The sequence below is a fragment of the Nonomuraea sp. NPDC001636 genome (assembly GCF_040298265.1).
GTDB lineage: Bacteria > Actinomycetota > Actinomycetes > Streptosporangiales > Streptosporangiaceae > Nonomuraea.
In genome coordinates this window covers 139,933-164,996 of the sequence record NZ_JBEOZT010000025.1, presented here as the reverse complement: position 1 = coordinate 164,996, position 25,064 = coordinate 139,933, and the positions used below count along the sequence as shown (strand labels likewise).

Below are 25,064 nucleotides of genomic sequence, written 5' to 3'. Positions count from 1 at the left end.
ATCGGAACGGCAGTCACGCTGTCAGTGTTTCGGCGCGCGAGTCACCCACGTTTCGCGCAGGTGATCGAAAAGCGGGCGGGCTCAGCCCTTGTTGTAGGCGGCGATGACTTCCTTGGGGTCGCCGTCCATCCGGATCTTGCCCTTGTGCAGCCAGATGACCCGGTTGCAGGTCTCCTCGATGACCTTGAGGTCGTGGGCGACCAGGAAGACCGTGCCGGCGGACTCGCGGATCTGCCGGATGCGGGCCTCGCTCTTCTTGCGGAACTCGCGGTCGCCCGTGGCCAGGGCCTCGTCGATGAGCAGGACGTCGTGGGTCTTGGCCGAGGAGATGGCGAAGCGCAGCCGCGCGCCCATGCCCGACGAGTACGTGGACATGGGCAGCTGGACGAACTCGTCGATGCCGGAGAAGTCGACGATCTCCTGGTACTTCTCCTTGACCTCCGCCGGCGTCATGCCCATGGCGTAACAGCCGAGGACGATGTTGCGCTCACCGGTCAGCTCGCGCATGAGCGCGGCGTTGACGCCGAGCAGCGAGGGCTGGCCGTCGGTGTAGACGGCGCCCTCGTGCGGCGGGAGCAGGCCGGCGATGGCGCGCAGCAACGTGGACTTGCCCGACCCGTTGCGGCCCACGATGCCGATGGCGTCGCCGTGGTAGGCCACGAAGGTCACGCCCTTGACGGCGTGGACCTCCTTCATCTGCGGCCGGCCCTGGCGCTTCAGCAGGCGCGTGAGGGCGTTGACCGCGTTGCCCTTCTCGTTGTCGGTGGCCGTGCCGTAGACGCGGTAGACGATGTGCAGGTCGTCGACGATGACGGTCGGGGTGCCCGTCGGAACGTCGAGCGGACTCTTGCCCCGGGGCTCCGGGTTGGGGTGCACCCTCACGTCCTTGCCGGGGACGGCGGGCTCCTCGCCCTTCACCTGTGACAGCTCCTCGGTCAGTTCAGCCACGCCCGTACCTCTCCTCGGACCGCCAGAAGTACCAGAAGCCGAAGCCGAGTGAGAACACTGCCCAGAATACGCAAGACACCCACACCATGGTCGGCGGGTAGTGCCCGTTCTGCGGGTGGTAGCTCTTGATCAGGATGTCGCGCATCCACTCGATGTAGGAAGCCGTCGGGTTCAGGTACATCACGTCGGCGACCCACTGCGGGAGCTTCGCTGACCCGACCACCTTGTCCTGGATCGAGAAGAAGACGCCCGAGGCGTAGAGCCAGGTGCGGGTGATGAACGGCAGCAACTGGTTGAGGTCGCGCATCTGGGCGCCCATCCGGGCGATCACCAGGCTGGCCCCGATGTTGAACATCGTCTGGAGCGCCAGCACCACCGGGATCATGAGCCAGAACCAGGTGGGCCACTCGCCGGTGGCCGTCACGATGACGAGGAGCACGCCCATGGAGATGGCGAGCTGCTGCAACTCCTGGATCGTGTACGCCAGCGGCAGCGACGCGCGCGGGAAGTGCAGGGCGCGGATCATCGACAGGTTGCCGGAGATCGACTTGGCGCCCGCCGTGACCACGCGCTGGGTGTAGGTGAAGACGAACATCCCGGTCAGCAGGAAGGCCGGGTAGTTCTCGATGCCGCCCCGGCCGCCCAGGATGACGCCGAACATCACGTAGTAGATGCCGGCGTTGAGGAGGGGGGTCAGCACCTGCCACAGCTGGCCCAGGGCCGAGCTGGAGTACTTCGAGACGTTGCGGGACGTCGCGTACGTCAGGATGAAGTGTCGCCGCTCCCAGAGCTGGCGCAGATAGACAGGGAACCTCGGCCGCGCGATGGCACGGCGAAGTCCGTATCTCTCGGCGAGCTTGGCCAGCGGCTCCTGCCCGCTTCGGCCGCCCGCCTGGGCGTCCGCGACAGCGGATTCCGGCTGGCTCATGGCTAGGACTCTATTGGATCCAGGTCGGTGGGGTGCCTGCCGCGAGGGACGCGGCAGATGCTTGGACGGAGTCTTGGGGCGCCAGGTTCCAAGGTGCCGTCAAGACTCGCACAACCGTAGCCCAGCGAGGCGGGCCATGGCGGGAAGGGCGCGACCACGGTCCTGTAGGGGGTAATTTTCATCCGCCGTTCACGTCGAGGCTTGACCTGTTTGAGCATCCCTGGGGTGTTTGTAGTCTTATAGGAAGAATGTCTGTGACGCTGGATTGGCGCACGTGTGACCGAACTGCAACGCGCCAGAGACTCGCTGGTGGCAAGTAGTAAGGGATAGTCGCGATCGACTGGCAGGGCGTCGGCTGGTTTGACCATGTCAGCCAAATCCGGGGGATACCAGGAACCCCCCGTCAGGCTGCTTACCATCACCGCAGCTCAGCGCTGTCGCCCACCTGTAGAGGGAGGATTTTTTTCACCATGCGTGTTACTAAGGGCGCACAGATCGTCGCCGGTACCGCGCTGCTCGCCCTCGCGGTTGCCGCGTGTGGCGGCGGTGCCTCGGACGGCGGCACTGCCGCGGGCGGCGGCGAAACGCCGGTCCGCATGGAGATCGGTGAGCCTCAGGAGCTCCTCAACCCGCTGAACACCACCGAGACCGAGGGCTCCGAAGTCCTCGCCGCGGTGTTCTCGCCGCTCGTCAAGTACGACGAGAACAAGCAGCCGGTTGAAGAGGCCGCTGAGTCGATCACCACCCAGGACAGCAAGGTCTGGACGATCAAGCTCAAGTCCGGCTACACCTGGCACGACGGCAAGCCGGTCACCGCGGCTGACTACGCGCGGGCCTGGAACTATGGCGCCAACCAGGACAACGCCATGAGCTCCTCCGCCTTCTTCTCGCGCATCGACGGCTTCGCCGACGTCCACCCGGGCGAGGGCAAGACGCCGACGGCCAAGGAGATGAAGGGCCTCAAGGCTGTCGACGACAGCACCCTTGAGGTGACGCTGTCCGCACCGTTCTCGCAGTTCAAGACGATGCTCGGGTACACCGCCTTCTACCCGCTGCCGGCCTCCGCGCTCGGCGCCGACGGCAAGGTGACCCAGGCCTACGGCGAGCAGCCGATCGGCCAGGGCCTGTTCAAGGTCGACAAGCCCTACAAGAAGGGCGGCGCGCAGACCATCGACATGACGGTCTACGACAAGTTCCCCGGCGCCAAGCCGAAGAACTGGACCAAGCTGCAGTTCAAGATCTACAGCTCGGCCGAGACCGCCTTCCAGGACCTCCAGGCCGAGAACCTGGACGTGGACGACTCGCTGCCCGCCTCGGCGATCGCGACCGCCAAGTCCGTCCTCGGCGACCGCTACTTCGACGAGCCCGACGCCTCTGTCGGTTACATCGGCGTCCCGCTGAAGTACAACCCCGAGTTCAAGAACCCGGACGTGCGCAAGGCCATCTCCATGGCCATCGACCGCAAGACCATCACCGAGACGGTCTTCGCGGGCACCCGCGCCCCGGCCGACGACTTCATCAACCCGGCCATCCCCGGTTACCGTCAGGGCGCCTGCACGGCCTGCACGTACAACCCGGCCGAGGCGAAGAAGCTCTACGCCGACGCCAAGGGCCCGGCCAAGCTGGAGCTCGGCTACAACGGCGACGGCGGCCACAAGGAGTGGATCGAGGCCGTCGCCAACAACCTCCGCGCCAACCTGGGCATCGAGGTCACGCCGAAGCCGTTCGAGAACTTCAAGGCCATCCTGGACGACCTGGACGCCAAGAAGTACAAGGGCCTGTTCCGCATGGGCTGGTCGATCGACTACCCGTCGGCCGAGAACTACCTGACGCCGATCTTCGGCACCCAGGCCATCTCGACCGGCTCGAACTACGGCGGGTACGAGAACAAGGAGTTCGACGACATCGTCGCCAAGGGCGACCAGGCCGCCGACGCCGCCGAGGGCCTCAAGCTCTACCAGCAGGCCGACGACATCCTGATCAAGGACATGCCGTACATCCCGGTGTACTTCTACCGGAGCAACTTCGGACACTCCGCCAAGGTCAAGGGCGTCAAGCTGAACCTGCTCAACCAGGTTCAGTGGGCCGACATCGAGAAGGCCTGACGTCATTCGCCGGGCGGACGGCTCTTGCCGTCCGCCCATCGGAGGACTGAGCTTGGAGGCAGTCACTTTGGGGCCGGGCAAACCGCGGCTACGAGGGTGACTGCCTCCACGCATGTACCGGAGGGCTTGAATGGGCCGTTATGTCATCAGGCGACTGCTGCAGGCGATACCCGTCCTGCTCGGCGCCACGCTACTCATCTTCGCGATCGTCTTCGCCCTGCCCGGCGACCCCATCCAGGCACTGGCGGGCGAGAAGCGCCTGGACCCGGCCGTGGCCGAGGTCCTGCGCGACCAATACCACCTGAATGACCCGCTGCTGCTGCAGTACTGGTACTACCTCAGCGGCGTGCTCTTCCACGGAGACTTCGGGACCACCTTCTCCAGGATCCCGGTCTCGCAGCTCATGGCCGGCAAGTTCCAGGTCACGCTGAACCTCGCGCTGACCGCGCTCGTCATGGAGGCCATCATCGGCGTCGGCCTCGGCCTGTGGGCGGCGCTGCGCCGCGGCAGGGCCTCCGACACCGCCATCCTCGCCTCGACGCTGCTGCTGATCTCCGTCCCCACGCTGGTGACGGGCTTCGTGCTGCAGCTCGTTCTCGGAGTCAAGCTCAAGCTGTGGACGGGAAGCGACATCTTCCCCGTGGCCGGCATCTCGGCCGGGTTCCGCAGCTACCTGCTGCCCGGTTTCGTGCTCGCCGGCACGTCGATCGCCTATCTCACCAGGCTGACGCGGACGAGCCTGGTGGAGACGCTGCGCGCGGACTACATCCGCACGGCCACCGCCAAGGGCCTGGCCAAACGCCGCGTCATCGGCAGGCACGGGCTCCGCAACGCACTGATCCCGCTGGTCACCTACCTCGGCGCCGACCTCGGGAACCTGATGGGCGGCGCGGTCATCACGGAGACGATCTTCAACCTGCCGGGCATCGGCAACCAGCTGTTCCAGTCGATCCTGCTGCGAGAACAACCGGTCGTCGTGGGCATCGTGACCGTGCTGGTGCTGATCTACATCCTGGCCAACCTGGTCGTCGACATGTTGTACGCAGTGCTCGACCCGAGGATCCGCTATGAGTAACGAAGCAAACGTCGGGCCCATGCTGCCGGAAGCGAAGTCGCTGGTCACGGAGGCCCCGGCGCCACCGTCCCCCGACAAGCAGGGCAGGCGCGGCAAGCAGAAGCAGGAGAAGCCCGCCAGCCTGTGGACCGACGCCTGGTACGACCTGCGCCGCCGGCCGATGTTCATCATCTCCGCGGTGCTGATCGCGATCCTGCTGGTCATGGCGTTCTGGCCGTCGTTGTTCACCTCGATCGACCCGACCAACGCCCAGACCTGCGACCTGTCCACCGCCCGGCAGCTCCCCAGCGTGGGGCACCCGTTCGGCAAGGACAGCCAGGGCTGTGACGTGTTCGCCAGGACGATCTACGGCGCCCGCAACTCGATCGTGATCGGCGTGACCACCACGATCATCACCATGGTCCTGGGCGGCCTGCTCGGCCTGTTCGCCGGCTTCCGCAGCGGCCTGATCGACTCGGTCTCCTCCCGGGTCACCGAGATCTTCTTCGCCATCCCGCCGATCCTGGGCGCCCTGCTGATCGCGGCCACCTTCCGCGACAGCGGCATCAACAGCATCATGCTGGTCATCGCGGCCCTGGCGGTGCTCGGCTGGCCGATGGTGTTCCGCATCATGCGGGCCTCGGTGATCACGGCCAAGAGCCAGGACTTCGTGGTCGCCGCGCGGGCGGTGGGCGCGGGCCAGTGGCGCATCATGTTCAAGCACCTGCTGCCGAACTCGCTGGCGCCGGTGATCGTGGTCAGCACGATCAACCTCGGCGGCTACATCGCGGCGGAGGCGGCGCTGTCGTTCCTCGGGGTCGGCGTGCAGTCGCCGGACATCTCGTGGGGCCTCATGATCGCCGACGCCCGGCCGCGGTTCCTCGACGCGTCGCTGCCGCTGTTCTTCCCGGCCCTGTTCCTGAGCATCACGGTGCTCGCGTTCATCATGCTGGGCGACGCCGTGCGTGACGCTCTCGATCCGAAGCTCAGGTAGAAGGGGGGATCAAGTGAAGAAGACGTCGACAGACGTGTTGCCCGCCGAGGGAGGGCTGGGCGACGAACCGCTGCTCGCGGTTGACGATCTGCACGTGGAGTTCCGTACGCGTCAGGGCGTCGTGCGCGCGGTGAACGGCGTGAGCTACACGGTCAACCCCGGTGAGACGCTGGCGGTGCTCGGCGAGTCGGGTTCGGGCAAGTCCGTGACCGCTCAGGCGATCATGGGCATCCTGGACATGCCGCCGGCCGTCATCCCCAAGGGCGAGATCCGCTTCAAGGGCACCGACCTGCTCAAGCTCTCGGAGGACGCGCGCACCCAGGTGCGCGGCCAGCGCATCGCGATGGTCTTCCAGGACGCCCTCTCGGCGCTCAACCCGGTGTTCACCGTGGGCTGGCAGATCAGCGAGATGTTCCGGGTCCACCGCGGCATGTCCAAGCGCGACGGCATGAACAAGGCCGTCGAGCTGATGGACAAGGTCCGCATCCCGGCCGCCCGGCAGCGCGTCAACGACTATCCGCACCAGTTCTCGGGCGGCATGCGGCAGCGCATCATGATCGCGATGTCGATCGCGCTCGACCCCGAGGTGCTGATCGCCGACGAGCCGACCACCGCCCTGGACGTGACCGTCCAGGCGCAGATCATGGAACTGCTGGCCGAGCTGCAGCGCGAGAGCCAGATGGGCATGATCCTGATCACCCACGACCTGGGCGTCGTGGCGGACGTGGCCGACAAGATCTCGGTCATGTACGCCGGCCGGATCGTGGAGAACGCCCCGGTGCACGACATCTACCGGGCGCCGGCGCACCCGTACACGAAGGGCCTGCTGGAGTCCATCCCCCGGGTGGACCTCAAGGGCCAGGAGCTGTACGCGATCAAGGGCCTGCCGCCCAACCTGCTCGACCTGCCGAGCGGGTGCGCGTTCAATCCCCGGTGCCCGTACCGGCAGGACAACTGCGTGACCGCCGCCCCCCAGCTCTACGAGATCAGCGGCACGCGTGGCAGCGCCTGCCACTACTGGAGGGAGGTCCTCGATGGCGAACGGCAGTGAGCGCATTCTTGAGGTTCGCGACCTGGTCAAGCACTTCCCCCTGACCCAGGGCATCGTCCTCAAGAAGCAGATCGGCGCGATCAAGGCCGTGGACGGCGTCTCGTTCGACCTCAACAGGGGCGAGACGCTGGGCATCGTGGGCGAGTCGGGCTGTGGCAAGTCCACGCTGGCCAAGGTGCTGATGGCGCTGGAGCGGCCGACCTCGGGCTCGGTGAAGATCAACGGCAAGGACATCGCCAAGGCCAGGGGCGGCGAGCTCAAGCGCATGCGCCGCAACATCCAGATGGTGATGCAGGACCCGTACACCTCGCTGAACCCCCGGATGACCGTCGGCGACATCATCGGCGAGCCGTACGAGATCCACACGGAGGTGGCGCCCAAGGGCGACCGCCGCCGCAAGGTGCAGGAGCTGCTGGAGGTCGTCGGGCTCAACCCCGACCACATCAACCGCTACCCGCACCAGTTCTCGGGCGGCCAGCGGCAGCGCATCGGCATCGCCCGCGGCCTGGCGCTGCAGCCGGAGATCATCGTCTGCGACGAGCCCGTCTCGGCGCTGGACGTGTCGATCCAGGCCCAGGTGATCAACCTGCTGGAGCGGCTGCAGAACGAGTTCAACCTGGCCTACATCTTCATCGCCCACGACCTGTCGGTGGTCCGCCACATCTCCGACCGGGTGGGCGTGATGTACCTGGGCAAGTTCGTCGAGCTCGGCAAGGACGTCGAGATCTACGACAAGCCCGCTCATCCGTACACGCAGGCGCTGCTGTCGGCGGTGCCGGTTCCCGACCCCGAGGGCCGGGAGCAGCGCGAGCGGATCATCCTGCAGGGCGACCCGCCCTCGCCCGCCAACCCGCCGTCGGGCTGCCGTTTCCGCACCCGCTGCTGGAAGGCGCAGGAGATCTGCGCGGAGGAGGAGCCGTTGCTGCAGATCCGGACGGGGACCGGGCACGAGAGCGCCTGTCACTTCGCCGAGACGCACGACGTGGTGCACGCGGGCTGACCGCGAGCGATCGTGAGGCCCTCCGGGAGACTCTCCTGGAGGGCCTCGTCACGTGGTGGCCACGATCGCCGAGCCGTGGCCGAACAGCCCCTGGTTGACCGCCAGGCCGACGCGCGCGCCCGGCACCTGCCGCCCGCCCGCCGCGCCGCGCAGCTGGTACGTCAGCTCGCACAGCTGCGCGATCGCCTGGGCCGGGATCGCCTCGCCGAAGGAGGCCAGGCCGCCCGACGGGTTGACCGGCACCCGGCCGCCGAGCGCGGTCTCGCCCGCCCGCAGCAGCTTGTCCGCCTCGCCCCGCGGGCACAGGCCGACGTCCTCGACCCAGTCCAGCTCCAGGGCGGTGGACAGGTCGTACACCTCGGCGAAGGAGACGTCCTCGGGGCCCAGGCCGGCCTCCTCGTAGGCCGCGTGCGCGATCGCGGCCCTGAAGGGCCTCTCGGGCGCGGGAACGGCGGCGCGGGACTCGGTGGCGAAGTTCGGCAGCTCCAGGATCGTGTTGGGGAAGGTCGGGGTCACCGTGGAGACGGCGGCCAGGCGCACCGGGGCCGTCGCGCCGAGCCGCCTGGCGTACGCCTGCGAGGCCAGCACGACCGCTGCCCCGCCGTCGGAGGTGGCGCAGATGTCCATCAGGCGCAGCGGGTCGGCCACCATGGGCGAGGCGAGCACCTCCTCCGCCGTGACCGGGCGGCGGTAGCGGGCCATGGGGTTGAGCGAGCCGGCGCGCGCGTTCTTGACCTTGACGGCGGCGAAGTCGGCGGCGGTGGAGCCGTACAGGGCCATGCGCCTGCGGGCGTACAGGCCGAAGTAGGCGGGGTTGGTCGCGCCGAGCAGGCGGAAGCGCAGCCAGTCGGGGTCGTCGTGCCGGTCGCCGCCGACCGGCTTGAAGAAGCCCTTGGGGGTGGAGTCCGCGCCCACCACGAGCGCGACGTCGCACAGCCCGGCCATGATCCTGGTCCGCGCGATGTCCACGGCCTGGGCCCCCGACGCGCAGGCCGCGTAGCAGGAGGCGATCCTGGCGCCCGTCCAGCCGAGTGCCTGGGCGTAGGTGGCGCCGGCCACGAAGCCGGGGTAGCCGTTCCTGATCGTGTCGGCCCCCACCACGTACTGGACGTCGGTCCAGGCCACGCCGGCGTCGCGGAGGGCGGCGCGGGCGGCGGCGACGCCGTACTCGGCGAAGGGACGTCCCCACTTGCCCCACGGGTGCATGCCCGCGCCGAGCACCACGACCGCGCTCACGAGGCCCGCCCCCACATCCACACCAGCGGCCCGTCGGCCAGCGGGCCGTGCACGAGCTCCAGCTCCATGCCCACCTCCAGGTCGCCGGCCGTGAGGTCCTTGACCTGGCCGAGCACCACCAGCCCGGCCTCGTCGAGCTCGACGGCGGCCAGCGTGACCGGCCGGTACGGCTCCGCCGCCACGTACGGCTCCGGCGGCGGGTAACCCGCCTCGGTGTAGGACCAGACCCGCCCGCGCCGCGGCAGGCGGACCTCGGCCGTCTCCTCGCCCGCGCAGCGCGGGTTTCGGCACAGGCCGGGCTGCGGCGGGAAGGCGACGGTCCCGCAGGTCAGGCAGGTGGTGCCGATGAGGTGGGTGGCGCCGTCCCCGTCGATGGCGAACCAGCCGTCGATCGCTAAGGTCATAGCCAGGAGTATTACACAAGCGCTTGCTAGGGTGAATCCCTCCGGCGCCGCCGCCGGGTCGCGACCACCCGCGCCGACATGGCCGCCGCCAGCACCACCATCCCGGCCACGACCGGCGCCCTGGAGGCGGGCGGCCTGGCCGGCCCCCGCCCGAAGTACGGGCCGGGCCGGGCGGCCGGTGAGACCCTTCCGTGGGCCAGCCGCCTGGCCTCCCGCAGGGCGAGCGGCGCGTCGGCCACCCCGTGCCCGTAGGCGGGGCTGTGGCCGCCCGCCGGCCGTCTCCTGGTGCCGCGCTCGACGGCCGTGCGCACCTGGTACGGCGACAGCTCCGGATGGGCCGACCGCACCAGGGCCGCCACGCCCGCGACCATGGCCGCCGCCGAGCTGGTGCCGTCGCCCACCACGTACCCGTCGCCGCCGTCGGCCGTGACGACGTCCGTGCCCGGCGCGACCACCGACAGGTAGTCCTGGCGGTTGGAGAAGGGGGCCACCCTGAGCCGCCGGTCCACCGCGCCCACGGCGATCACGCCCGGGTAGGCGGCGGGGAAGTTCTTCCTGTTGGCCGTGTCGCCGTCGTTGCCCGCCGAGGCCACCAGGACCGCGCCGCGGGCGAGCGCGTACTGCACGGCCTCCTCCTCGGCCGCCGAGCCCTCCCACGCGCCGCTGCCGCCGCCGAGGGACATGCTGATCACGTCCGCGCCGTGGTCGGCCGCGTACCTGATGCCGGCGGCCAGGGCGTCGCGGCGGCCGGCGCGCTGCTCGGCGCGCAGCGGGTCGGTGTTCTCCAGCGTGACCCTGATCGACAACACCCGCGCCGCGGGGGCCACGCCGACCACGCCCTCCGCGCGCCCCCGGCCGTGCCCGCGGCCGGCGATCAGACCGGCCATGGCGGTGCCGTGGTGCCCCCAGAGCCGCGGGGGCGCGCCGGTCAGGTCGGGGCCCTGGGTGACGGCCCCTCGCAGATCGGGATGGCGGCCGTTCACGCCGGTGTCCAGCACGGCCACCAGCACGCCCGCGCCCCGGCTCTCCCGCCACGCCCTGGGCACGCGCAGCGCTCCGAGCTGCCACTGCCGGGCCCGCGCGGCGGCGCCCACACCGCCGGGGAGGCTCGGCGAGGCCGCCGTCCGCACGTCGTCGGTGGCGCTGGAGGCCACGCCCGCGACCCCGGCCGCCAGGATCAGAGCCGGCAGCAGGGACGCGAGCCCCCTCATCGGGTCAGCGCCCGGTACAACGCCTCGGCGAGCTGCCGGGCGATCCCGCGCAGCCGCGGCGCGACGCGGTCGCCCGGCCGGTACGCCCGCCCGTCGGCGTATCCCGCGGCCGTCGCCACGAGGTAGGGGTCACCCGTACCGGCCACCGCCCCGGTGACGTACTGCCGCCGGCCGAACCGCTCGGCCGGACCGCCGGGGAAGGCCACGGGCCGCACGGTGGCCGGGCGCGCCCCGCGGTACGTCCCGGGGCCCGGTTCGCCGAGCACGGCGATGCCGACGGTGGCCACGTACGTCTGGGTGCTGTCGGCGTACGTGGCCCGCAGGGCGGTCAGGCAGCCGGGCCCCACCGCGGCGGGCTGGAACGCCACCCGGCACGGCGCCTCGGGGGCCACGCCCGCCAGCACGTACGTCACCCTGGCCCCCGACGGGCTGAGACCCGGCACGACCAGGGGGAAGATCCGCGTCACCGGCCAGGCGTGCCAGCGCTCCGGCACGGGCGCGTCGGCCGGCGGCCAGAACACCGACAGGATGGAGAGCAGCACGACGGACAGTTGGTACACGTCAACCTCGAACGGGAGGGGAGGGACGCCCGATCTGCCGTGCATTCTGGCACGCGGCCGATGATTCGTTCCGACGCTTCGGTAAACAGCCCGATACGCGGAGTAATTGATGATATGCGGCTATTCGCCCTAGGGTGTCGGCGAAAGTCGGACGTGCGCCCCAGGTGGGAGCCCCAGCCGCTGCGCCGCGTCGCCGTAGTTGACCGCGATGGCGATCAGCCCCGCCGAGTCCGTGAACGCCACCAGCTCGCCCGGCGGCACCGCCGCGAACGTCGCACGGAAGGGCATCGCGACCTGCCGCCGCCCGAGCCACACCCCCAGCGTGTCGCCCACCTGCACGCCCAGCGCCTGCAGGTCGCCGGCCGCGATCGACAGCTGCGTGTTGCCGTAGCGGTCGACCGAGACGACCTCGCCCTCGACCGAGCCGTCCCGCAGCAGCGAGGTCGGCGCGGGCAGCGTGACCAGCCGCTCGACCGGCACCCGGGGGCCCAGCTCGGCCGGGTCCAGGCCGCCGGCCAGCCGCCCGGCGACCGGCGCGAAGACGTCCCGGCCGTGGAAGGTGGGCGACACCGGCCGCAGGAAGAGCTCCTCGTTGCCGAGCGCGTACGCGGCCCGCGCGCCGCCGCTGGCGTGCACCGCCCACGACAGCAGGCCGTTGTCGGGGCCGACGAACACCCGGCCGCCCGCCTCGACCGCCACCGACCGCCGCGCGCCGCCCACGCCGGGATCGACCGCGCCGATGTGGACGCCCTCAGGCAGGTAGGGGATGGTCTGGGCGAGGATGGCAGCGCCCCGCCGTACGTCGCCGGACGGGACGAGGTGGCACACGTCGATCACCCGCGCCTCGGGCGCGATCCCGGCGATCACTCCGTGGCAGGCGGCCACATAACCGTCTTCGAGCCCGTAGTCCGTGAGGAGCGTGATGACTGGGGTCACATTTCGTGACTGTACGTCCGGCAATCCGCCGTGAACAGCCGCAGATCGCACATTACGATTGGCCACGGGCCGCGAAGCGTGCGATGTGATCGTCGTACGCCCCTTCCCGAGGAGGACATCATGGGAGCACCGCTCAGCGGTGACAGTGCTGCCCAGGAACCGTCCCGGACATCCCTCAACGACCGCGATCTCGAACTCCTCGCCTTCGAACGCCAATGGTGGCGGCACGCGGGCGCCAAGGAGCAGGCCATCAAGGAGACCTTCGGGTTCTCGGCCACCCGCTACTACCAGTTGCTCGGCGAGTTGATCGACAGACCGGAGGCGCTGGAGCAGGACCCGATGCTGGTCAAACGGTTGCGAAGGTTGCGCTCCACCCGTCAGCGCGACCGTGCGGCGAGACGGCTCGGCATGCGTCCCTGACCGGCTGGGTACGGCAGCCGCGTGAGGAACATCCCTGGTATGGAAGCGATCCTTAAAGATCCGTCCGGCGCCGTGATCGGGCTCGACTTCGACGGAACCCTGTCGCCGATCGTGCCCGATCCCGCCTCCGCCAAGATCCACCCCGAGGCCCCCGCCGTGCTCGCCGAACTGGGCGCGCACGTCGGCGCCGTGGCCATCGTGACCGGCAGGCCGGCGGCCACCGCGCTCGAACTCGGGCCCGGCCTGGCCGACGTGCCCGGCCTCGTGGTGCTCGGCCACTACGGCTTCGAACGGTGGGAGCACGGACGCGTCTCGGCGCCGCCGCCGCCGCCCGGCGTGCCGCGCGTCCGGGCCGAGCTGCCCCTGCTGCTCGACGCGCTCGGCCTGCACGGCGTGGTGATCGAGGACAAGGGCAGGGCGGTGGCCGTGCACACCAGGCGCGCCCCCGACCCCGAGGGCGCGCTCGCCGTGCTGCGCGAGCCGCTGGCCGAGCTGGCCGCGAAACACGGCCTGGTGATCGAGCCCGGACGCATGGTCCTGGAACTGCGCCCGCCCGGCATGGACAAGGGCCACGCGCTCGGGCTGTTCCTGGCCGAGCGGGACGCCAGGTCCGTCATGTTCGTCGGCGACGACCTCGGCGACCTGGCCGCCTTCGACGCCGTACGCGCCTCGGGGCTGCCCGGCGTGACCGTGTGCAGCGGCTCGGCCGAGGTGACCGCACTGGCCGAGCGGGCCGACATCGTGGTCGACGGGCCCGACGGCGTGGTGGCGCTGCTGCGGGAGCTGACGACGGCCTTCACCCGTCCCTAGAGTCCAGCCGTTCGTGAGCCGGCTCGTTTCGGGCCGGCTCGCGGCTTTCAGCCGTTCGTGACTGAGCTGCAAGTGGCGGGTCCTACGTTGGTGCGCATGTCACGACGATCCCTCGCCCTCGCCGCCGCCTCGGCCGCGACCCTCGCTGCCGTGCTCGCCGTCCCCGGCGCCGCCTCCGCCGCCCCCGCCCAGCAGCTCAAGCTGCGCGGCGGCCTGACGCTCTACATCCCGATCGAGTGGGTCGTCCACCGCACGGGCGGCGACGTCGTCCAGGTGGTCACCGGCCGGTGCGCCAAGCCGCAGGGCTGGGGCTCGCCCGAGTGCGACGCGTTCTACGTCCTCGGTCCCGCCGCGATCAAGCGGGGCGCCGAGGGGTTTGGGCCCTACACGGGCAAGAACCCGTACTATCCGGCCAGCGACGTGCAGCCCTGCCCGATCAACCGCAAGTGGGGCGAGGTCGTCGGCCCCAAGGTCACCAGGGGCTACCGGCAGATGGGGGCCGGGCACAAGGCCGCCTACAACGCCTGGCAGGCCACGTGCGTCAGCTACTCGGGCGGCGGCGTCAAGGCCCGCTTCACGCAGCGCGAGTGGTACCTGCCGAAGAGCCGGATCCTCGTCGTCGACCAGTGGGACACCCCCGGCCTGGCCGACACGCTCAAGTACGCCGACTGGAGATGAGCACCCCGGCGACCGCGAGGCCGATGACCACGGGCACCAGCAGGAACGCGTTCCCGGTGCCGTAGCCGTCGGCCAGCGCGCCGAGCAGCAGCGGGCCGATCGCCATGGCGGCGCCCGCCCACACGGGCGAGGCGGCCGCCGCGCGGTCCGCCCGGTCGCCCGAGGCGGCGATCAGCGTGCTCAGCGCGAGCGGGAACTGCAGCGACGCGCCCAGCCCGCTCAGCGCCAGCCCCACGTACGACAGGACCGGCGCGGTGCTCGCCCAGAACAGCACCCAGCCGAGGGCCATCAGCCCCAGAGCGCCGGCCAGCAGCGGCGTGGCCGGCAGCCGCAGCGCCAGCTGCGCGCCCGCGAACCTGCCCGCCGCCATGCCGCAGACGAACGCCGTCAGCCCGGTCGCCGCGACGGCCACCGGCACGCCCGTCCTGAGGGCGAACAGGTCGGCGGCCCACAGGTTGAACGTGAACTCCAGCGCCACGCAGCAGAACAGCACACCCCCGGCCAGATGGAAGCGCCACCCGCCGCCCTCCCGCGCCGGGACGGCCGCCCCGGCGACCACGTCGCCCTGCCCTCCGCCGGCCCCCCGGGGCGAGGGCCAGGAGCGGCCCATCGACAGCGCCAGCAGGGCGCTGACGGCCGGGGTGACCAGCAGGGCGGCCCGCCAGCCGAGCGCGCTCTGCGCCACCTGGCTGAGCACGAACGTCGCCACCATCCCCACCAGCACGCCCACGGCGTTGGCCTCGCTGAGCGCGGCCGGCCCTGCGGCCCCGTGGTGGTCGCTGAGCTCGGCCATCGCCGCGTAGAGCATGACCGAGCCGAAGCCGCCGGCCACGCCGTAGCCGAGCAGCGTCAGGGGCAGCGCGGAGGCGGCCATGACCAGCAGCACGCCGGCGTTCATCCCGGCCAGGCCGAACCAGCACGTCGAGCGCCGGCCGAGCAGCCTGGTGAGCAGGGGCAGCGCGAGCCCGGCGCCGATCGTCCCGACCGCCATGGCGGTGCCGTGCAGCCCGGCGACGGTGGCCGTGGTGCGCTGGTCGGCGCGCAGGAGCGGGAGGGCGGCGCTCAGGCCGTACACGAACGTGGCGAACGTGCCGAGCAGGAAGTAGATGAGCCAGGTCGGACGGTCCCGGACGAGTCGGATGGGCACTGAGACCGTCGACACCCGGCAGCCTCCGTCATTGGCAGTGAACCCGACTTCTCATGTTAAAGCAGGGCGTCGAGTTGGGATTCCAGCCACTTGTGCGGCGGCAGCGCGGTGGCCGCCTCCTGCAGCCGGTCGCGCCGCCGCCGGCGTTCGTCCTCGGGCATCACCAGCGCCTCGTGCAGCGCGTCCGCCGTGCCGCTCACGTCGTAGGGGTTGACCACCAGCGCGTACGGCCCCAGCTCGGCCGCCGCCCCCGCCTCGCGCGAGAGCACCAGGGCGCAGCGCGGCGACAGGACCGGCCCCTCCTTGGCGACCAGGTTCATGCCGTCGCGGATGGGGTTGACCAGCAGCACGTCCGCCAGCCGGTAGGCGGCCAGCGAGCGCGGGTAGTCGTCGTTGACGTTGAGGATGACCGGGTCCCAGTCCTCGGTGGCGTACTCGTCCTCGATCTCGCGCGCGCAGCGCTGCACCGACGCGGTGTACTCGCGGTATTCGGGCAGGTCGTGCCGGCTGGGATAGGCGAAGGCCAGGTGGACCACCTTGCCGTGCCACTCCGGATGGGCGGCCAGGAACTCCCGGTAGGCCAGCAGCCCGCGCACGATGTTCTTGGACAGCTCGGTGCGGTCGATGCGGACGATCAGCCGGCGTCCGGCCACCTGCTCGGCCAGCGCGGCCATGTGCGACTCGACGTCGGGCTCGCAGGCCCGCGCCCACAGCGCCGCGCCGTCCACGCCCAGGCTGTGCACGCCGACGCGGGTCGTCCTGCCCTCGTGGGTGACCGTGCCGGCCGCGCGGTCCACCCGCGCGCCCAGCAGCGCCTCGCAGCAGTCCATGAACGCCGCCGCCCACCGGGCGGTGAGGAAGCCCGCGTGGTCGGCCCCCAGGATGCCGTCGAGCACCTCCCTGGTCACCGCGTCGGGCAGCAGGGAGAAGTACTCGGGAGGCGCCCACGGCGTGTGGCTGAAGTGGGCGATGCGCAGGTCGGGCCGCTCGGCGCGGAGCATCGCCGGGGTGAGCGTCAGGTGGTAGTCCTGGACCATCACGCGCGCGCCGTGCCCGGCCTCCTCGGCCAGCGCCAGCGCGAACGCGCCGTTGTAGTCGCGGTAGGACTCCCACTCGCGCCGGAACTTGGTGCCGAAACTGGGGGAGTTGGGGATGTCGTACAGCAGGTGGTTGACGAACCACAGGGTCGAGTTGGCCACGGCGTTGTAGGCGCGGTGGAAGGTGGCCGCGGGGATGTCGAGCATCCGCAGGGCGCCCGTGTCGTAGCCGCCGCGGTCGAGCCGGCCCCCCGGGGCCAGGCGCACGGCGCTGCGGTCGCCGTCGGACAGCGCGGCGCACACCCACAGCACGCCGTGCTCCTTGGCCACCCCCGACAGGCCCGAGACGAGGCCGCCACCACCGCGTTTCATGGTCAGCTCACCGTCGTCGTCGACGGTGAAGGAGACCGGCCCGCGGTTGGACGCCACGAGAACGCTGTTCATTTGGGCTCCCTTCGCCCATAGGATCCCAGCTATGGCGCTAGATGAGCTAACCGAGGAACTCGCCCGCTCGGCCGCGGCCGGAGACCATCGCGCGCTCGGCGAGCTCCTGGCCAGGATCGAGCCTGACGTGATGCGCCACTGCGCCCGGATCCTGCCCTATCACCAGGACGCGGAAGAAGCCTCGCAGGACACTCTGCTGGCCGTGGCGCGCAACATCGGCCGGTTCGAGGGGCGGGCCAGGTTCAGCACCTGGCTGCACATCGTGACCGCCAACTGCGCGCGCACCACGTACCGCTCGCTGAAGCGCAGGGCCGCCGAGCAGACGTCGGAGGAGCTGCCGATGCAGAAGCCGGACGCGCGGCGGGTCAGCGTGATCGCCGGCTCGCGGCTCGACCTGCTCGACGCGATGGAGGCGCTGGAGGCCGACAAGCCCGACCTGGCCCAGGCGCTGGTGCTGCGCGACATCGTCCAGCTCGACTACAACGAGGTGGCCGAGCAGCTCAACATCCCGCTCGGCACCGCCAAGTCCCGCATCCACCAGGCCCGCAAGTACGTGCAGGGAGTCCTCGGGGAGGACTATCGGTGAGACGCGCTCTCTCGCATGGTGAGACGGGTGGTCGTTTCCACCACTTGAGAAGGTAGAGTCCTTTTCGACAACTGAATATTGCTCATCCAGAGGGGTGGAGGGACCGGCCCTGCGAAGCCCCGGCAACCCTCCCGGCTTGTGCTCGCGACCTGGCGAGGCCGACCGGGACAAGGTGCCAATTCCGGTTCGCGGTCAAGGTGGCCGCGGGCGAAGATGAGGGAAGGCCTCGCTTCATGTCGCTCGACTTTGGTCCTGCCGTCGCTCTGTCCTGCCGCGAGTGCGGCACGCGCTACCCCCTGGGTCCCAGCTTCGCCTGCCTGGAGTGTTTCGGGCCGCTCGAAGCGGCCTACTCCTTCGGCCAGGTGACCCGCGCGGACATCGAGTCCGGCCCCGCCAACATCTGGCGCTACCGCTCCCTGCTCCCGGTCCCCGCCGACGTGGCGAGCAAGCCCAACATGAACCCTGGCTGGACGAAGCTGGTCAAGGCCGGCAACCTCGGCAAGGCGCTCGGCATCCGGTCCCTGTACGTGAAGGACGACTCGGGCAACCCCACCCACTCCTTCAAGGACCGGGTGGTCGCCATCGCCGTCGAGGCGGCCAGGAACTTCGGTTTCCACACGCTCTCCTGCTCCTCCACGGGCAACCTCGCCGGCGCGGTCACCGCCGCCGCCGCGCGGGCCGGCCTCGACGCGTGCGTGTTCATCCCGGCCGACCTCGAAGCGGCCAAGATCGCCATGGCCCGGGTGTTCGGCGGCCGGCTGATCGGCATCGACGGCACGTACGACGAGGTCAACCGGTTCTGCTCGGAGCTGATCGGCGACCCGCTGGGCGAGCGGTGGGGGTTCGTCAACGTCAACCTGCGGCCCTACTACGCCGAGGGGTCCAAGACGCTCGCGTACGAGATCGCCGAGCAGCTCGGCTGGCGGCTGCCGGAGCAGATCGTCATCCCCATCGCCTCCGGCTCCCAGCTCACGAAGATCGACAAGGGGTTCAAGGAGCTGATCGCGCTCGGGCTGGTCGAGGACGCCCCCTACAAGGTGTTCGGGGCCCAGGCGGCCGGGTGCTCGCCGGTCTCGACGGCGTACAAGGCGGGGCACGACGTCGTCCAGCCGGTCAAGCCGGACACGATCGCCAAGTCGCTGGCCATCGGCAACCCCGCCGACGGGCCGTACGTGCTCGACATCGCCCGGCGCACGGGCGGGGGCGTCGAGGACGTCACCGACCCCGAGATCGTCGCCGCCATCAAGCTCCTGGCCTCCACCGAGGGCATCTTCGCCGAGACCGCGGGCGGCGTCACGGTGGGCGTGCTGAAGAAGCTCGTCGAGACGGGCAGGCTCGACCCCGAGGCCGAGACGGTGGTCCTGAACACCGGCGACGGCCTGAAGACGCTCGACGCGATCAGCGACGACGCGCGGCCCACCGCCGTGATCCGGCCCTCTCTCGACGCGTTCCGCGCGACTGTCTGACAATCCAGGAAAGGCAACAAAAACCATGAGCGTTTCTGTGCGGATTCCCACCATTCTGCGCACTTACACCGGGGGTAACGCCGAAGTGAGTGGCGAAGGGGCGACTCTTCGTGACGTTCTCGCCAAGCTCGACTCCGACTACCCGGGGATCGGCGCGAGAATTCTGGATGAATCGGGCAAGATTCGTCGTTTTGTCAACGTATACGTTGGTGATGAGGATGTCCGTTTCGCCGAGGGCCTGGACACTCCCGCCCCTGAAGGCACTCAGATCTCCATCATCCCCGCCGTCGCGGGCGGCTGACCGCCGGACCACCGACTCTTGAAGGCGCCCCTTGTGGGCGCCTTCTTGTTTTAGAACCAAATTCAACCTCGAACGACTCAGCCTTCGATGAAATTAGCGTTTTGTCGGTTGACTCTGTTGCCAAACCCCGTGCCACAGGTATGGTCGAGGGCGATCGTCTGGCTGATTTTCCCAAAAGTCATGCGATTACGGGTCTCGCGAAGGAATGGGCGAGATCTGCGAGCCCAGTAAGAGGAGTCGGAAGTGGCGCAGGGCACCGTCAAGTGGTTCAACGCGGACAAGGGCTACGGCTTCATCGCGGTAGACGGTGGTAAGGATGTATTCGTCCATTACTCAGCGATCATGATGGACGGGTACCGCTCTCTCGAACAGGGACAGCGCGTCGAGTTCGAGATCACGCAGGGCCAGAAGGGGCCGCAGGCGGAGTCCGTCCGCACGGTCTGATTCACCCTCGCTGGTATGCACCAAGGCGGGACGTGCGGCAGCGCAGTCCGTACGGGCTCGCCACTGTTTCCTCCGTCGGCTTCGCACGGCGGGCCGCGCCTCAGGGGGCGGCTCGCCGTACGAACCGGCGCACCCGATGACCTGCCCGATGAGCTGGGGTGGGGTGCCCGTGGCTTGCACTCGACAGGGTAGAGTGCTAAACAGTTCGTTAGCACTCTGTGTGGCAGAGTGCCAACAACTCGGATCGAGACGATGGGGTCTGCCGAACGGAGATGCAGGCCCATGCCGTCGCGGGCGTCGGCTCGGTCCAGGACACGCCACCCTGCATCTGGGAGGTCTAGCCTTATGGCAGCCAAGATGATCGCGTTTGACGAGGACGCCCGGCGCGGTCTCGAGCGCGGTATGAACCAGCTCGCCGACGCCGTCAAGGTGACCTTGGGCCCGAAGGGGCGCAACGTCGTGCTGGAGAAGAAGTGGGGCGCTCCCACGATCACCAACGACGGCGTCTCCATCGCCAAGGAGATCGAGCTCGAGGACCCGTGGGAGAAGATCGGCGCCGAGCTGGTCAAGGAAGTCGCCAAGAAGACTGACGACGTCGCCGGCGACGGCACCACCACGGCCACCGTGCTCGCCCAGGCTCTGGTGCGCGAAGGTCTGCGCAACGTCGCCGCCGGCGCCAACCCGATGGCTCTGAAGAAGGGCATCGAGGCCGCCGTCGAGCGGGTCAGCGAGGAGCTCTCCAAGCTGGCCAAGGACGTGGAGACCAAGGAGCAGATCGCCTCCACCGCCTCCATCTCCGCCGCCGACCCCGAGATCGGCTCGCTCATCGCCGAGGCGATGGACAAGGTCGGCAAGGAAGGCGTCATCACCGTCGAGGAGAGCAACACCTTCGGCCTGGAGCTCGAGCTCACCGAGGGCATGCGCTTCGACAAGGGCATGACGTCGATGTACTTCGTGACCGACTCCGACCGCATGGAGGCCGTTCTCGAAGACCCGTACATCCTGATCGTCAACAGCAAGGTCTCGGCCAACAAGGACCTGCTGCCGCTGCTCGACAAGGTCGTGCAGTCCGGCAAGCCGCTGCTGATCATCGCCGAGGACGTCGACGGCGAGGCCCTGGCCACCCTGGTGGTCAACAAGATCCGCGGCCTGTTCCGCTCCGTGGCCGTCAAGGCCCCGGGCTTCGGCGACCGCCGCAAGGCCATGCTGGGCGACATCGCGATCCTGACCGGCGGTCAGGTCATCGCCGAGGAGGTCGGCCTCAAGCTCGAGACCGCCACCCTCGACCTGCTCGGCCGCGCCCGCAAGGTCGTGGTGACCAAGGACGAGACCACCATCGTCGACGGCGCCGGTGACGCCGAGGCGATCTCCGGCCGGGTCAACGAGATCCGCGCCGAGATCGAGCGCACCGACTCCGACTACGACCGTGAGAAGCTGCAGGAGCGCCTGGCCAAGCTGGCCGGTGGCGTGGCGGTCATCAAGGCCGGCGCGGCGACCGAGGTCGAGCTCAAGGAGCGCAAGCACCGCATCGAGGACGCCGTGCGCAACGCCAAGGCGGCCGTCGAGGAGGGCATCGTCCCCGGCGGTGGCGTGGCGCTGCTGCAGGCCGGCGCCAAGGCGTTCGACAAGCTCGAGCTCAACGGCGACGAGGCCACCGGCGCGGCGATCGTGAAGAAGGCTCTTGAGGAGCCTCTCAAGCAGATCGCGGTCAACGCCGGTCTTGAGGGCGGCGTCGTCGTGGAGAAGGTGCGCAACCTGACCCCGGGCGAGGGCCTCAACGCCGCTACCGGCGAGTACGTCAACATGTTCGACTCCGGGATCATCGACCCGGCCAAGGTGACGCGCTCCGCGCTGCAGAACGCCGCCTCCATCGCGGCGCTCTTCCTCACCACCGAGGCCGTCATCGCCGAGAAGCCCGAGAAGACCCCTGCTGCTCCGGCCGGCATGCCCGGCGGCGGCGACATGGACTTCTAGGCCTCGCCTGGTCGCTGACGCATCAGAAGGCGGTTCGGATCTCCAAGGATCCGGCCGCCTTTTGTTGTGTCCGATCCCGTCACGTTTAGTAGTTATTGACTACGGAAAGTAACGAAACGAAGTGACGATTCACCTCACAAAGGAGTAGTTACATGAATTCCCGCACCGCGCGCGTTCTCGGGCTCGGCGCCGTCATGCTGGCCGCCGCGGCCGCCATGACGATGCCCGCCCAGGCAGACGACCACGGTTACCTGGACGAGGCCCTGGAGTACGTCGACGTGTCCTACTGCGCGGGCTACCTGGAACTGTACGACCGCGACTACTGCGCCTCGCCGTCGAGGTGGACGTCGCAGGACGAGCGCGGGGAGAGCTCGGAGGAGGTCGAGGACAGGTCGTCGGAGGAGGCCGAGGGCAGGTCGTCGGAGGAGGCCGACGAGTGGTCCGGCGAGCGCGAGGACGTCTCGGAGGAGGGGCAGGACGTGTCGGGCGAGCGCGAGGACGTCTCGGACGCCTTCGAGGGCCGGCCGGCCGGCGAGAGCGAGGACCTGTCGTCCAACGCCCCCGGGGACTTCACGTTCGCGGACGAGCTGGTGCAGGGCGACTGAACCCCGTCTGGTGGCGCCGGGCGTACGGAACCCGACGCGGCACCACGGCGAAGGCGCCCCGAACGTGAACGGGGCGCCTTCGCCGCGGTGTTGTGCCGGTCTCAGACGCCGAAGTGCGCGACGATGTGGCCGCGGGCCAGCGTGTTGGCGGTGATGTTGAAGCCGACCACGGCCGGGCTCGCGTCGCCGCCGACGCCCAGCTCGTCGACCCCGAGCGCGTGCACCGTGAAGACGTAGCGGTGGGGGGCGCCGGGCGGGGGAGCGGCGCCGCCGTAGGCCTTGGTGCCGTAGTCGTTGCGGGCGTGGACCGCGCCGGCGGGCAGGCCCTTGAAGTCGGGGCCGGTGCCCGCGCCCCTGGGCAGCTCCGTGGTGTCGCCGGGCAGGTCGAACAGCACCCAGTGCCAGAAGCCGCTGCCGGTGGGGGCGTCGGGGTCGTGGCAGGTGACGGCGTAGCCGCGGGTGCCCTCGGGCGCGCCCGACCAGCGCAGCTGGGGCGAGACGTTCCTGCCGGTCATCCCCCAATCGTCGAAGACGTGGAGGTCGTTCAGCCGCTCGCCGTCGCGGATGTCGTCGCTCTCCACCACGAGCGCGGGGACCGGGGGCAGGTGTTCATGCGGAAGCGGTGCGGGCACGGCATCCTCCTAGGTTGACAGCTCCTTCAGGCCATCCTAGAAGCGGCCGTGCCCGCCCTCTGTCAGGTTGCGAGCTGCGCCGGGAGCGGCCTGTCGTGCAGCACCGTGAGCGAGGTGACCGCGCGGGTCAGGACCACGTACAGGCGGGCCAGGCCGCGGGGCTCGGCCTCGACGATGTCGGCCGGCTCCACGACGATCACGTGGTCGTACTCCAGGCCCTTGGCGAGCGTGGCGGGCACGATCAGCAGGCGGTGCTCCTGCGTCGCGTCGGGGTCGAGCACCGCGTGCGGCAGGCCGGACAGCGACTCGGAGACCGCCCCCACCATCGCGTCGGGGACGATGACCCCGATCGAGCCCTCCCTGGCCAGGACCTCCCGGGCGGCCTCGGCGACCGTGCCGCCCGGCCGGACCGTGAGCGAGCCCGTGCCAGGACGCAGCGACCGCGGGGCGGCCAGCTCGGGGGCGATCGAGGGCAGCAGGCGGGCCGCGTAGTCGAGCACCTCGCGCGGCACGCGGAAGCCGAGCGTCAGCTCGGTCACCTCGCCCTCGTCCTGGCCGAGGTGCTTCAGCACGGTCTCCCACGAGCTGGTGGACCACGGCGTGGTGCCCTGGGCCAGGTCGCCGAGCACGGTGGCCGAGCCGTTGCGGCAGCGCCGGCCGAGCGCCCGCAGCTGCATCTCGGACAGGTCCTGCGCCTCGTCCACGACGAGGTGGCCGAGTGACGGGGTGCGCTCCATGAGGTCGCGCAGCTCGTCGAGGAGCGCGGCGTCGGCGGCCGACCATTTGGCGGACTTCCAGCTCCGATAAGGCTTCCGCCAAAGCAGCATTTCCTGCTCGTCAGGCGACAAATCAGTTTTGGCGGCTTTTGTGAGGAATTCCGGATCGGACAGCAGACGGTGCAGGACCTGTTCCGGCGTCAGTTTCGGCCACACCGCGTCGACGAGCTGCTTGACCGGCCTCGACCGGGCCACCGCGTCCTGGACCCGGTCGTCGGGCGACTCGCCGCGCTGCTCCATCCGTACGAGCACCTGGTGGGCCAGGCGCTGGGCCAGCGCGGCCCGCCCCGGCGAGTAGCGGGTGGTGCCGCGCAGGGAGGCCACCATCTCGCGCACCTCGTGGTCGGCGACCCGGTAGCGGTAGGCGCCCTTCGTGAACACCAGGCCGTCCTCGGGCTTGACGATGTGCATCCACAGCGCCCGTTCGAGCACCGCGGTCATCCTGGCGTCGCCCTTGACCGCGGAGACCATCGGGTCCTCCTCGGCGGCGTGCTCGCCGAGCAGCCCGGCCACGGTCGTCTGGTCGACCTTGACCTCGCCCAGCGCGGGCAGGACGGAGGAGATGTAGGACAGGAACGCCCGGTTCGGGCCCACGATCATCACGCCCGACCTGGCCAGCCGCTCGCGGTGGGTGAACAGCAGGTACGCGGCCCGGTGCAGGCCCACGGCGGTCTTCCCGGTGCCGGGGGCGCCCTGGACGCACACGGTCTGGGCCAGCGTCGCGCGGACGATCTCGTCCTGGTCGGGCTGGATGGTGGCCACGATGTCGCGCATCGGGCCGGTGCGCGGGCGTTCGATCTCCTCGGTCAGGATCTTCGAGGGGCCGACCTCGCCGCCCTCGCCGAGCGGCTCGTCCTCGAACGCGGTCAGCGCGCCGCCGTGGTAGCCGAAGCGGCGGCGGCGGACGACGCCCATCGGGTCGGCCGGGCTGGCCTGGTAGAACGCGCGGGACACCGGCGCCCGCCAGTCGATGACCAGCGGCCGGCTAGTGCCGTCGTGCACGTGGCGGCGGCCGACGTAGAGGGTGCCCGGCAGGTCGTCGCCGCCCTCGCGGTCGAGGCGGCCGAAGAACAGCGGGGTGTCCGGATGGTCGGCCAGGGCGGCCACGCGCTGGTCCAGCAGCGACTGGAGGATCTGCTGCGAGACCCAGTCGCCGGCCGCGTCGGCCGACAACGACTGGGCGTGGGCGCGCATCGCCTTGAGCGCGGCCCTGGACTCGGCCAGGTGGGCCTGCTCGGCGGCGAGCACGTCGGAGGGTATGTCGGGAGCGAGTTGGTGTGTGGGCATGCGAAAGCGCCTCCCATGGTCGAAAACGGA

General features: G+C 70.1%; 25 protein-coding genes and 1 riboswitch. Of the genes, 14 read left to right on the top strand and 11 right to left on the bottom strand.

Going from position 1 to position 25,064, the window contains the following annotated elements:
- Positions 1-81 precede the first annotated feature (81 nt).
- On the bottom strand, positions 82-948 hold the full coding sequence (locus tag ABT158_RS37260; RefSeq protein WP_352361753.1) for an ABC transporter ATP-binding protein: 867 nt from the start codon (positions 946-948) through the stop codon (positions 82-84).
- Positions 941-1,876, bottom strand: a complete 936-nt coding sequence (locus ABT158_RS37255; RefSeq protein ID WP_352320850.1) for an ABC transporter permease — start codon at positions 1,874-1,876, stop codon at positions 941-943. The genes ABT158_RS37260 and ABT158_RS37255 overlap by 8 nt, the downstream gene beginning before the upstream one ends.
- Before the next feature lie 470 nt (positions 1,877-2,346).
- On the opposite strand from ABT158_RS37255, the gene ABT158_RS37250 reads away from it, so the two are divergent.
- The 5 genes from ABT158_RS37250 (at position 2,347) to ABT158_RS37230 (ending at position 8,080) form a co-directional block, all read left to right on the top strand.
- Positions 2,347-3,981 (top strand): peptide ABC transporter substrate-binding protein, encoded by a 1,635-nt coding sequence (locus tag ABT158_RS37250; protein WP_352361751.1) that lies wholly within the window; start codon positions 2,347-2,349, stop codon positions 3,979-3,981.
- 130 nt (positions 3,982-4,111) lie between these two features.
- Positions 4,112-5,056, top strand: coding sequence for an ABC transporter permease (locus ABT158_RS37245; protein ID WP_352361749.1), 945 nt, complete (start codon positions 4,112-4,114; stop codon positions 5,054-5,056).
- The gene (locus ABT158_RS37240) at positions 5,049-6,029 is read left to right on the top strand and encodes an ABC transporter permease (RefSeq protein ID WP_352361747.1); all 981 of its coding nucleotides are present in this window, start codon (positions 5,049-5,051) and stop codon (positions 6,027-6,029) included. Before ABT158_RS37245 ends, ABT158_RS37240 begins: the two co-directional genes overlap by 8 nt.
- A gap of 13 nt (positions 6,030-6,042) precedes the next feature.
- The gene (locus ABT158_RS37235) at positions 6,043-7,080 is read left to right on the top strand and encodes an ABC transporter ATP-binding protein (protein WP_352361745.1); all 1,038 of its coding nucleotides are present in this window, start codon (positions 6,043-6,045) and stop codon (positions 7,078-7,080) included.
- Positions 7,064-8,080 (top strand): ABC transporter ATP-binding protein, encoded by a 1,017-nt coding sequence (locus tag ABT158_RS37230; protein ID WP_352361743.1) that lies wholly within the window; start codon positions 7,064-7,066, stop codon positions 8,078-8,080. Before ABT158_RS37235 ends, ABT158_RS37230 begins: the two co-directional genes overlap by 17 nt.
- Positions 8,081-8,128: 48 nt before the next feature.
- Here ABT158_RS37230 and ABT158_RS37225 read toward each other — a convergent pair whose 3' ends face one another.
- From ABT158_RS37225 to ABT158_RS37205, 5 genes are all read right to left on the bottom strand, one after another.
- Positions 8,129-9,286, bottom strand: a complete 1,158-nt coding sequence (locus ABT158_RS37225; protein WP_502911600.1) for a lipid-transfer protein — start codon at positions 9,284-9,286, stop codon at positions 8,129-8,131.
- A gap of 26 nt (positions 9,287-9,312) precedes the next feature.
- Positions 9,313-9,720, bottom strand: a complete 408-nt coding sequence (locus tag ABT158_RS37220; RefSeq protein ID WP_352361739.1) for a Zn-ribbon domain-containing OB-fold protein — start codon at positions 9,718-9,720, stop codon at positions 9,313-9,315.
- 26 nt (positions 9,721-9,746) lie between these two features.
- On the bottom strand, positions 9,747-10,931 hold the full coding sequence (locus ABT158_RS37215; RefSeq protein WP_352361737.1) for a S8 family serine peptidase: 1,185 nt from the start codon (positions 10,929-10,931) through the stop codon (positions 9,747-9,749).
- On the bottom strand, positions 10,928-11,491 hold the full coding sequence (locus tag ABT158_RS37210) for a hypothetical protein (protein WP_352361735.1): 564 nt from the start codon (positions 11,489-11,491) through the stop codon (positions 10,928-10,930). The genes ABT158_RS37215 and ABT158_RS37210 overlap by 4 nt, the downstream gene beginning before the upstream one ends.
- Positions 11,492-11,620: 129 nt before the next feature.
- A complete protein-coding gene (locus ABT158_RS37205) occupies positions 11,621-12,427 on the bottom strand; it encodes an SAM hydrolase/SAM-dependent halogenase family protein (RefSeq protein ID WP_352361733.1) in 807 nt (268 codons plus the stop codon).
- A gap of 120 nt (positions 12,428-12,547) precedes the next feature.
- Here ABT158_RS37205 and ABT158_RS37200 point away from each other — a divergent pair, with 120 nt between their 5' ends.
- From ABT158_RS37200 to ABT158_RS37190, 3 genes are all read left to right on the top strand, one after another.
- Entirely contained in the window at positions 12,548-12,847 is a 300-nt protein-coding gene (locus tag ABT158_RS37200) for a DUF3263 domain-containing protein (protein WP_352320870.1), read from the top strand.
- Positions 12,848-12,886: 39 nt separating this feature from the next.
- Positions 12,887-13,657: a trehalose-phosphatase gene (otsB, locus tag ABT158_RS37195; protein ID WP_352361731.1), complete on the top strand. Its 771-nt coding sequence runs from the start codon at positions 12,887-12,889 to the stop codon at positions 13,655-13,657.
- A 96-nt stretch (positions 13,658-13,753) separates the two neighbouring features.
- On the top strand, positions 13,754-14,335 hold the full coding sequence (locus tag ABT158_RS37190; RefSeq protein WP_352361729.1) for a hypothetical protein: 582 nt from the start codon (positions 13,754-13,756) through the stop codon (positions 14,333-14,335).
- Here ABT158_RS37190 and ABT158_RS37185 read toward each other — a convergent pair.
- Positions 14,313-15,497 carry an MFS transporter gene (locus tag ABT158_RS37185; RefSeq protein WP_352361727.1) on the bottom strand — a complete coding sequence of 395 codons (1,185 nt, stop codon included), beginning with the start codon at positions 15,495-15,497 and terminating at the stop codon, positions 14,313-14,315. The genes ABT158_RS37190 and ABT158_RS37185 overlap by 23 nt on opposite strands.
- Positions 15,498-15,538: 41 nt before the next feature.
- The gene (locus ABT158_RS37180) at positions 15,539-16,963 is read right to left on the bottom strand and encodes an alpha,alpha-trehalose-phosphate synthase (UDP-forming) (RefSeq protein ID WP_352361725.1); all 1,425 of its coding nucleotides are present in this window, start codon (positions 16,961-16,963) and stop codon (positions 15,539-15,541) included.
- Between the two features lie 31 nt (positions 16,964-16,994).
- Between ABT158_RS37180 and ABT158_RS37175 the strand changes: the two genes are divergently transcribed.
- The 6 genes from ABT158_RS37175 to ABT158_RS37150 all read left to right on the top strand — a co-directional run bounded on the left by ABT158_RS37175 (position 16,995) and on the right by ABT158_RS37150 (position 22,339).
- Positions 16,995-17,549 carry an RNA polymerase sigma factor gene (locus tag ABT158_RS37175; protein WP_189654051.1) on the top strand — a complete coding sequence of 185 codons (555 nt, stop codon included), beginning with the start codon at positions 16,995-16,997 and terminating at the stop codon, positions 17,547-17,549.
- A gap of 79 nt (positions 17,550-17,628) precedes the next feature.
- A riboswitch (SAM riboswitch) is annotated at positions 17,629-17,769 on the top strand.
- Positions 17,770-17,782: 13 nt separating this feature from the next.
- Positions 17,783-19,015, top strand: a complete 1,233-nt coding sequence (gene thrC, locus ABT158_RS37170) for a threonine synthase (RefSeq protein WP_352361722.1) — start codon at positions 17,783-17,785, stop codon at positions 19,013-19,015.
- Positions 19,016-19,040: 25 nt separating this feature from the next.
- Positions 19,041-19,316, top strand: a complete 276-nt coding sequence (locus ABT158_RS37165; protein WP_352361720.1) for a MoaD/ThiS family protein — start codon at positions 19,041-19,043, stop codon at positions 19,314-19,316.
- Between the two features lie 243 nt (positions 19,317-19,559).
- The gene (locus tag ABT158_RS37160) at positions 19,560-19,760 is read left to right on the top strand and encodes a cold-shock protein (RefSeq protein ID WP_106250594.1); all 201 of its coding nucleotides are present in this window, start codon (positions 19,560-19,562) and stop codon (positions 19,758-19,760) included.
- A gap of 345 nt (positions 19,761-20,105) precedes the next feature.
- Entirely contained in the window at positions 20,106-21,734 is a 1,629-nt protein-coding gene (gene groL / locus ABT158_RS37155) for a chaperonin GroEL (protein ID WP_352361718.1), read from the top strand.
- A 152-nt stretch (positions 21,735-21,886) separates the two neighbouring features.
- The gene (locus ABT158_RS37150) at positions 21,887-22,339 is read left to right on the top strand and encodes a hypothetical protein (RefSeq protein WP_352361716.1); all 453 of its coding nucleotides are present in this window, start codon (positions 21,887-21,889) and stop codon (positions 22,337-22,339) included.
- Between the two features lie 101 nt (positions 22,340-22,440).
- Here ABT158_RS37150 and ABT158_RS37145 read toward each other — a convergent pair whose 3' ends face one another.
- Complete coding sequence (locus tag ABT158_RS37145) at positions 22,441-22,971, bottom strand: YbhB/YbcL family Raf kinase inhibitor-like protein (protein ID WP_352361714.1); 531 nt, start codon at positions 22,969-22,971, stop codon at positions 22,441-22,443.
- 62 nt (positions 22,972-23,033) lie between these two features.
- Positions 23,034-25,034 carry a HelD family protein gene (locus ABT158_RS37140; protein WP_352361712.1) on the bottom strand — a complete coding sequence of 667 codons (2,001 nt, stop codon included), beginning with the start codon at positions 25,032-25,034 and terminating at the stop codon, positions 23,034-23,036.
- Positions 25,035-25,064 lie beyond the last annotated feature (30 nt).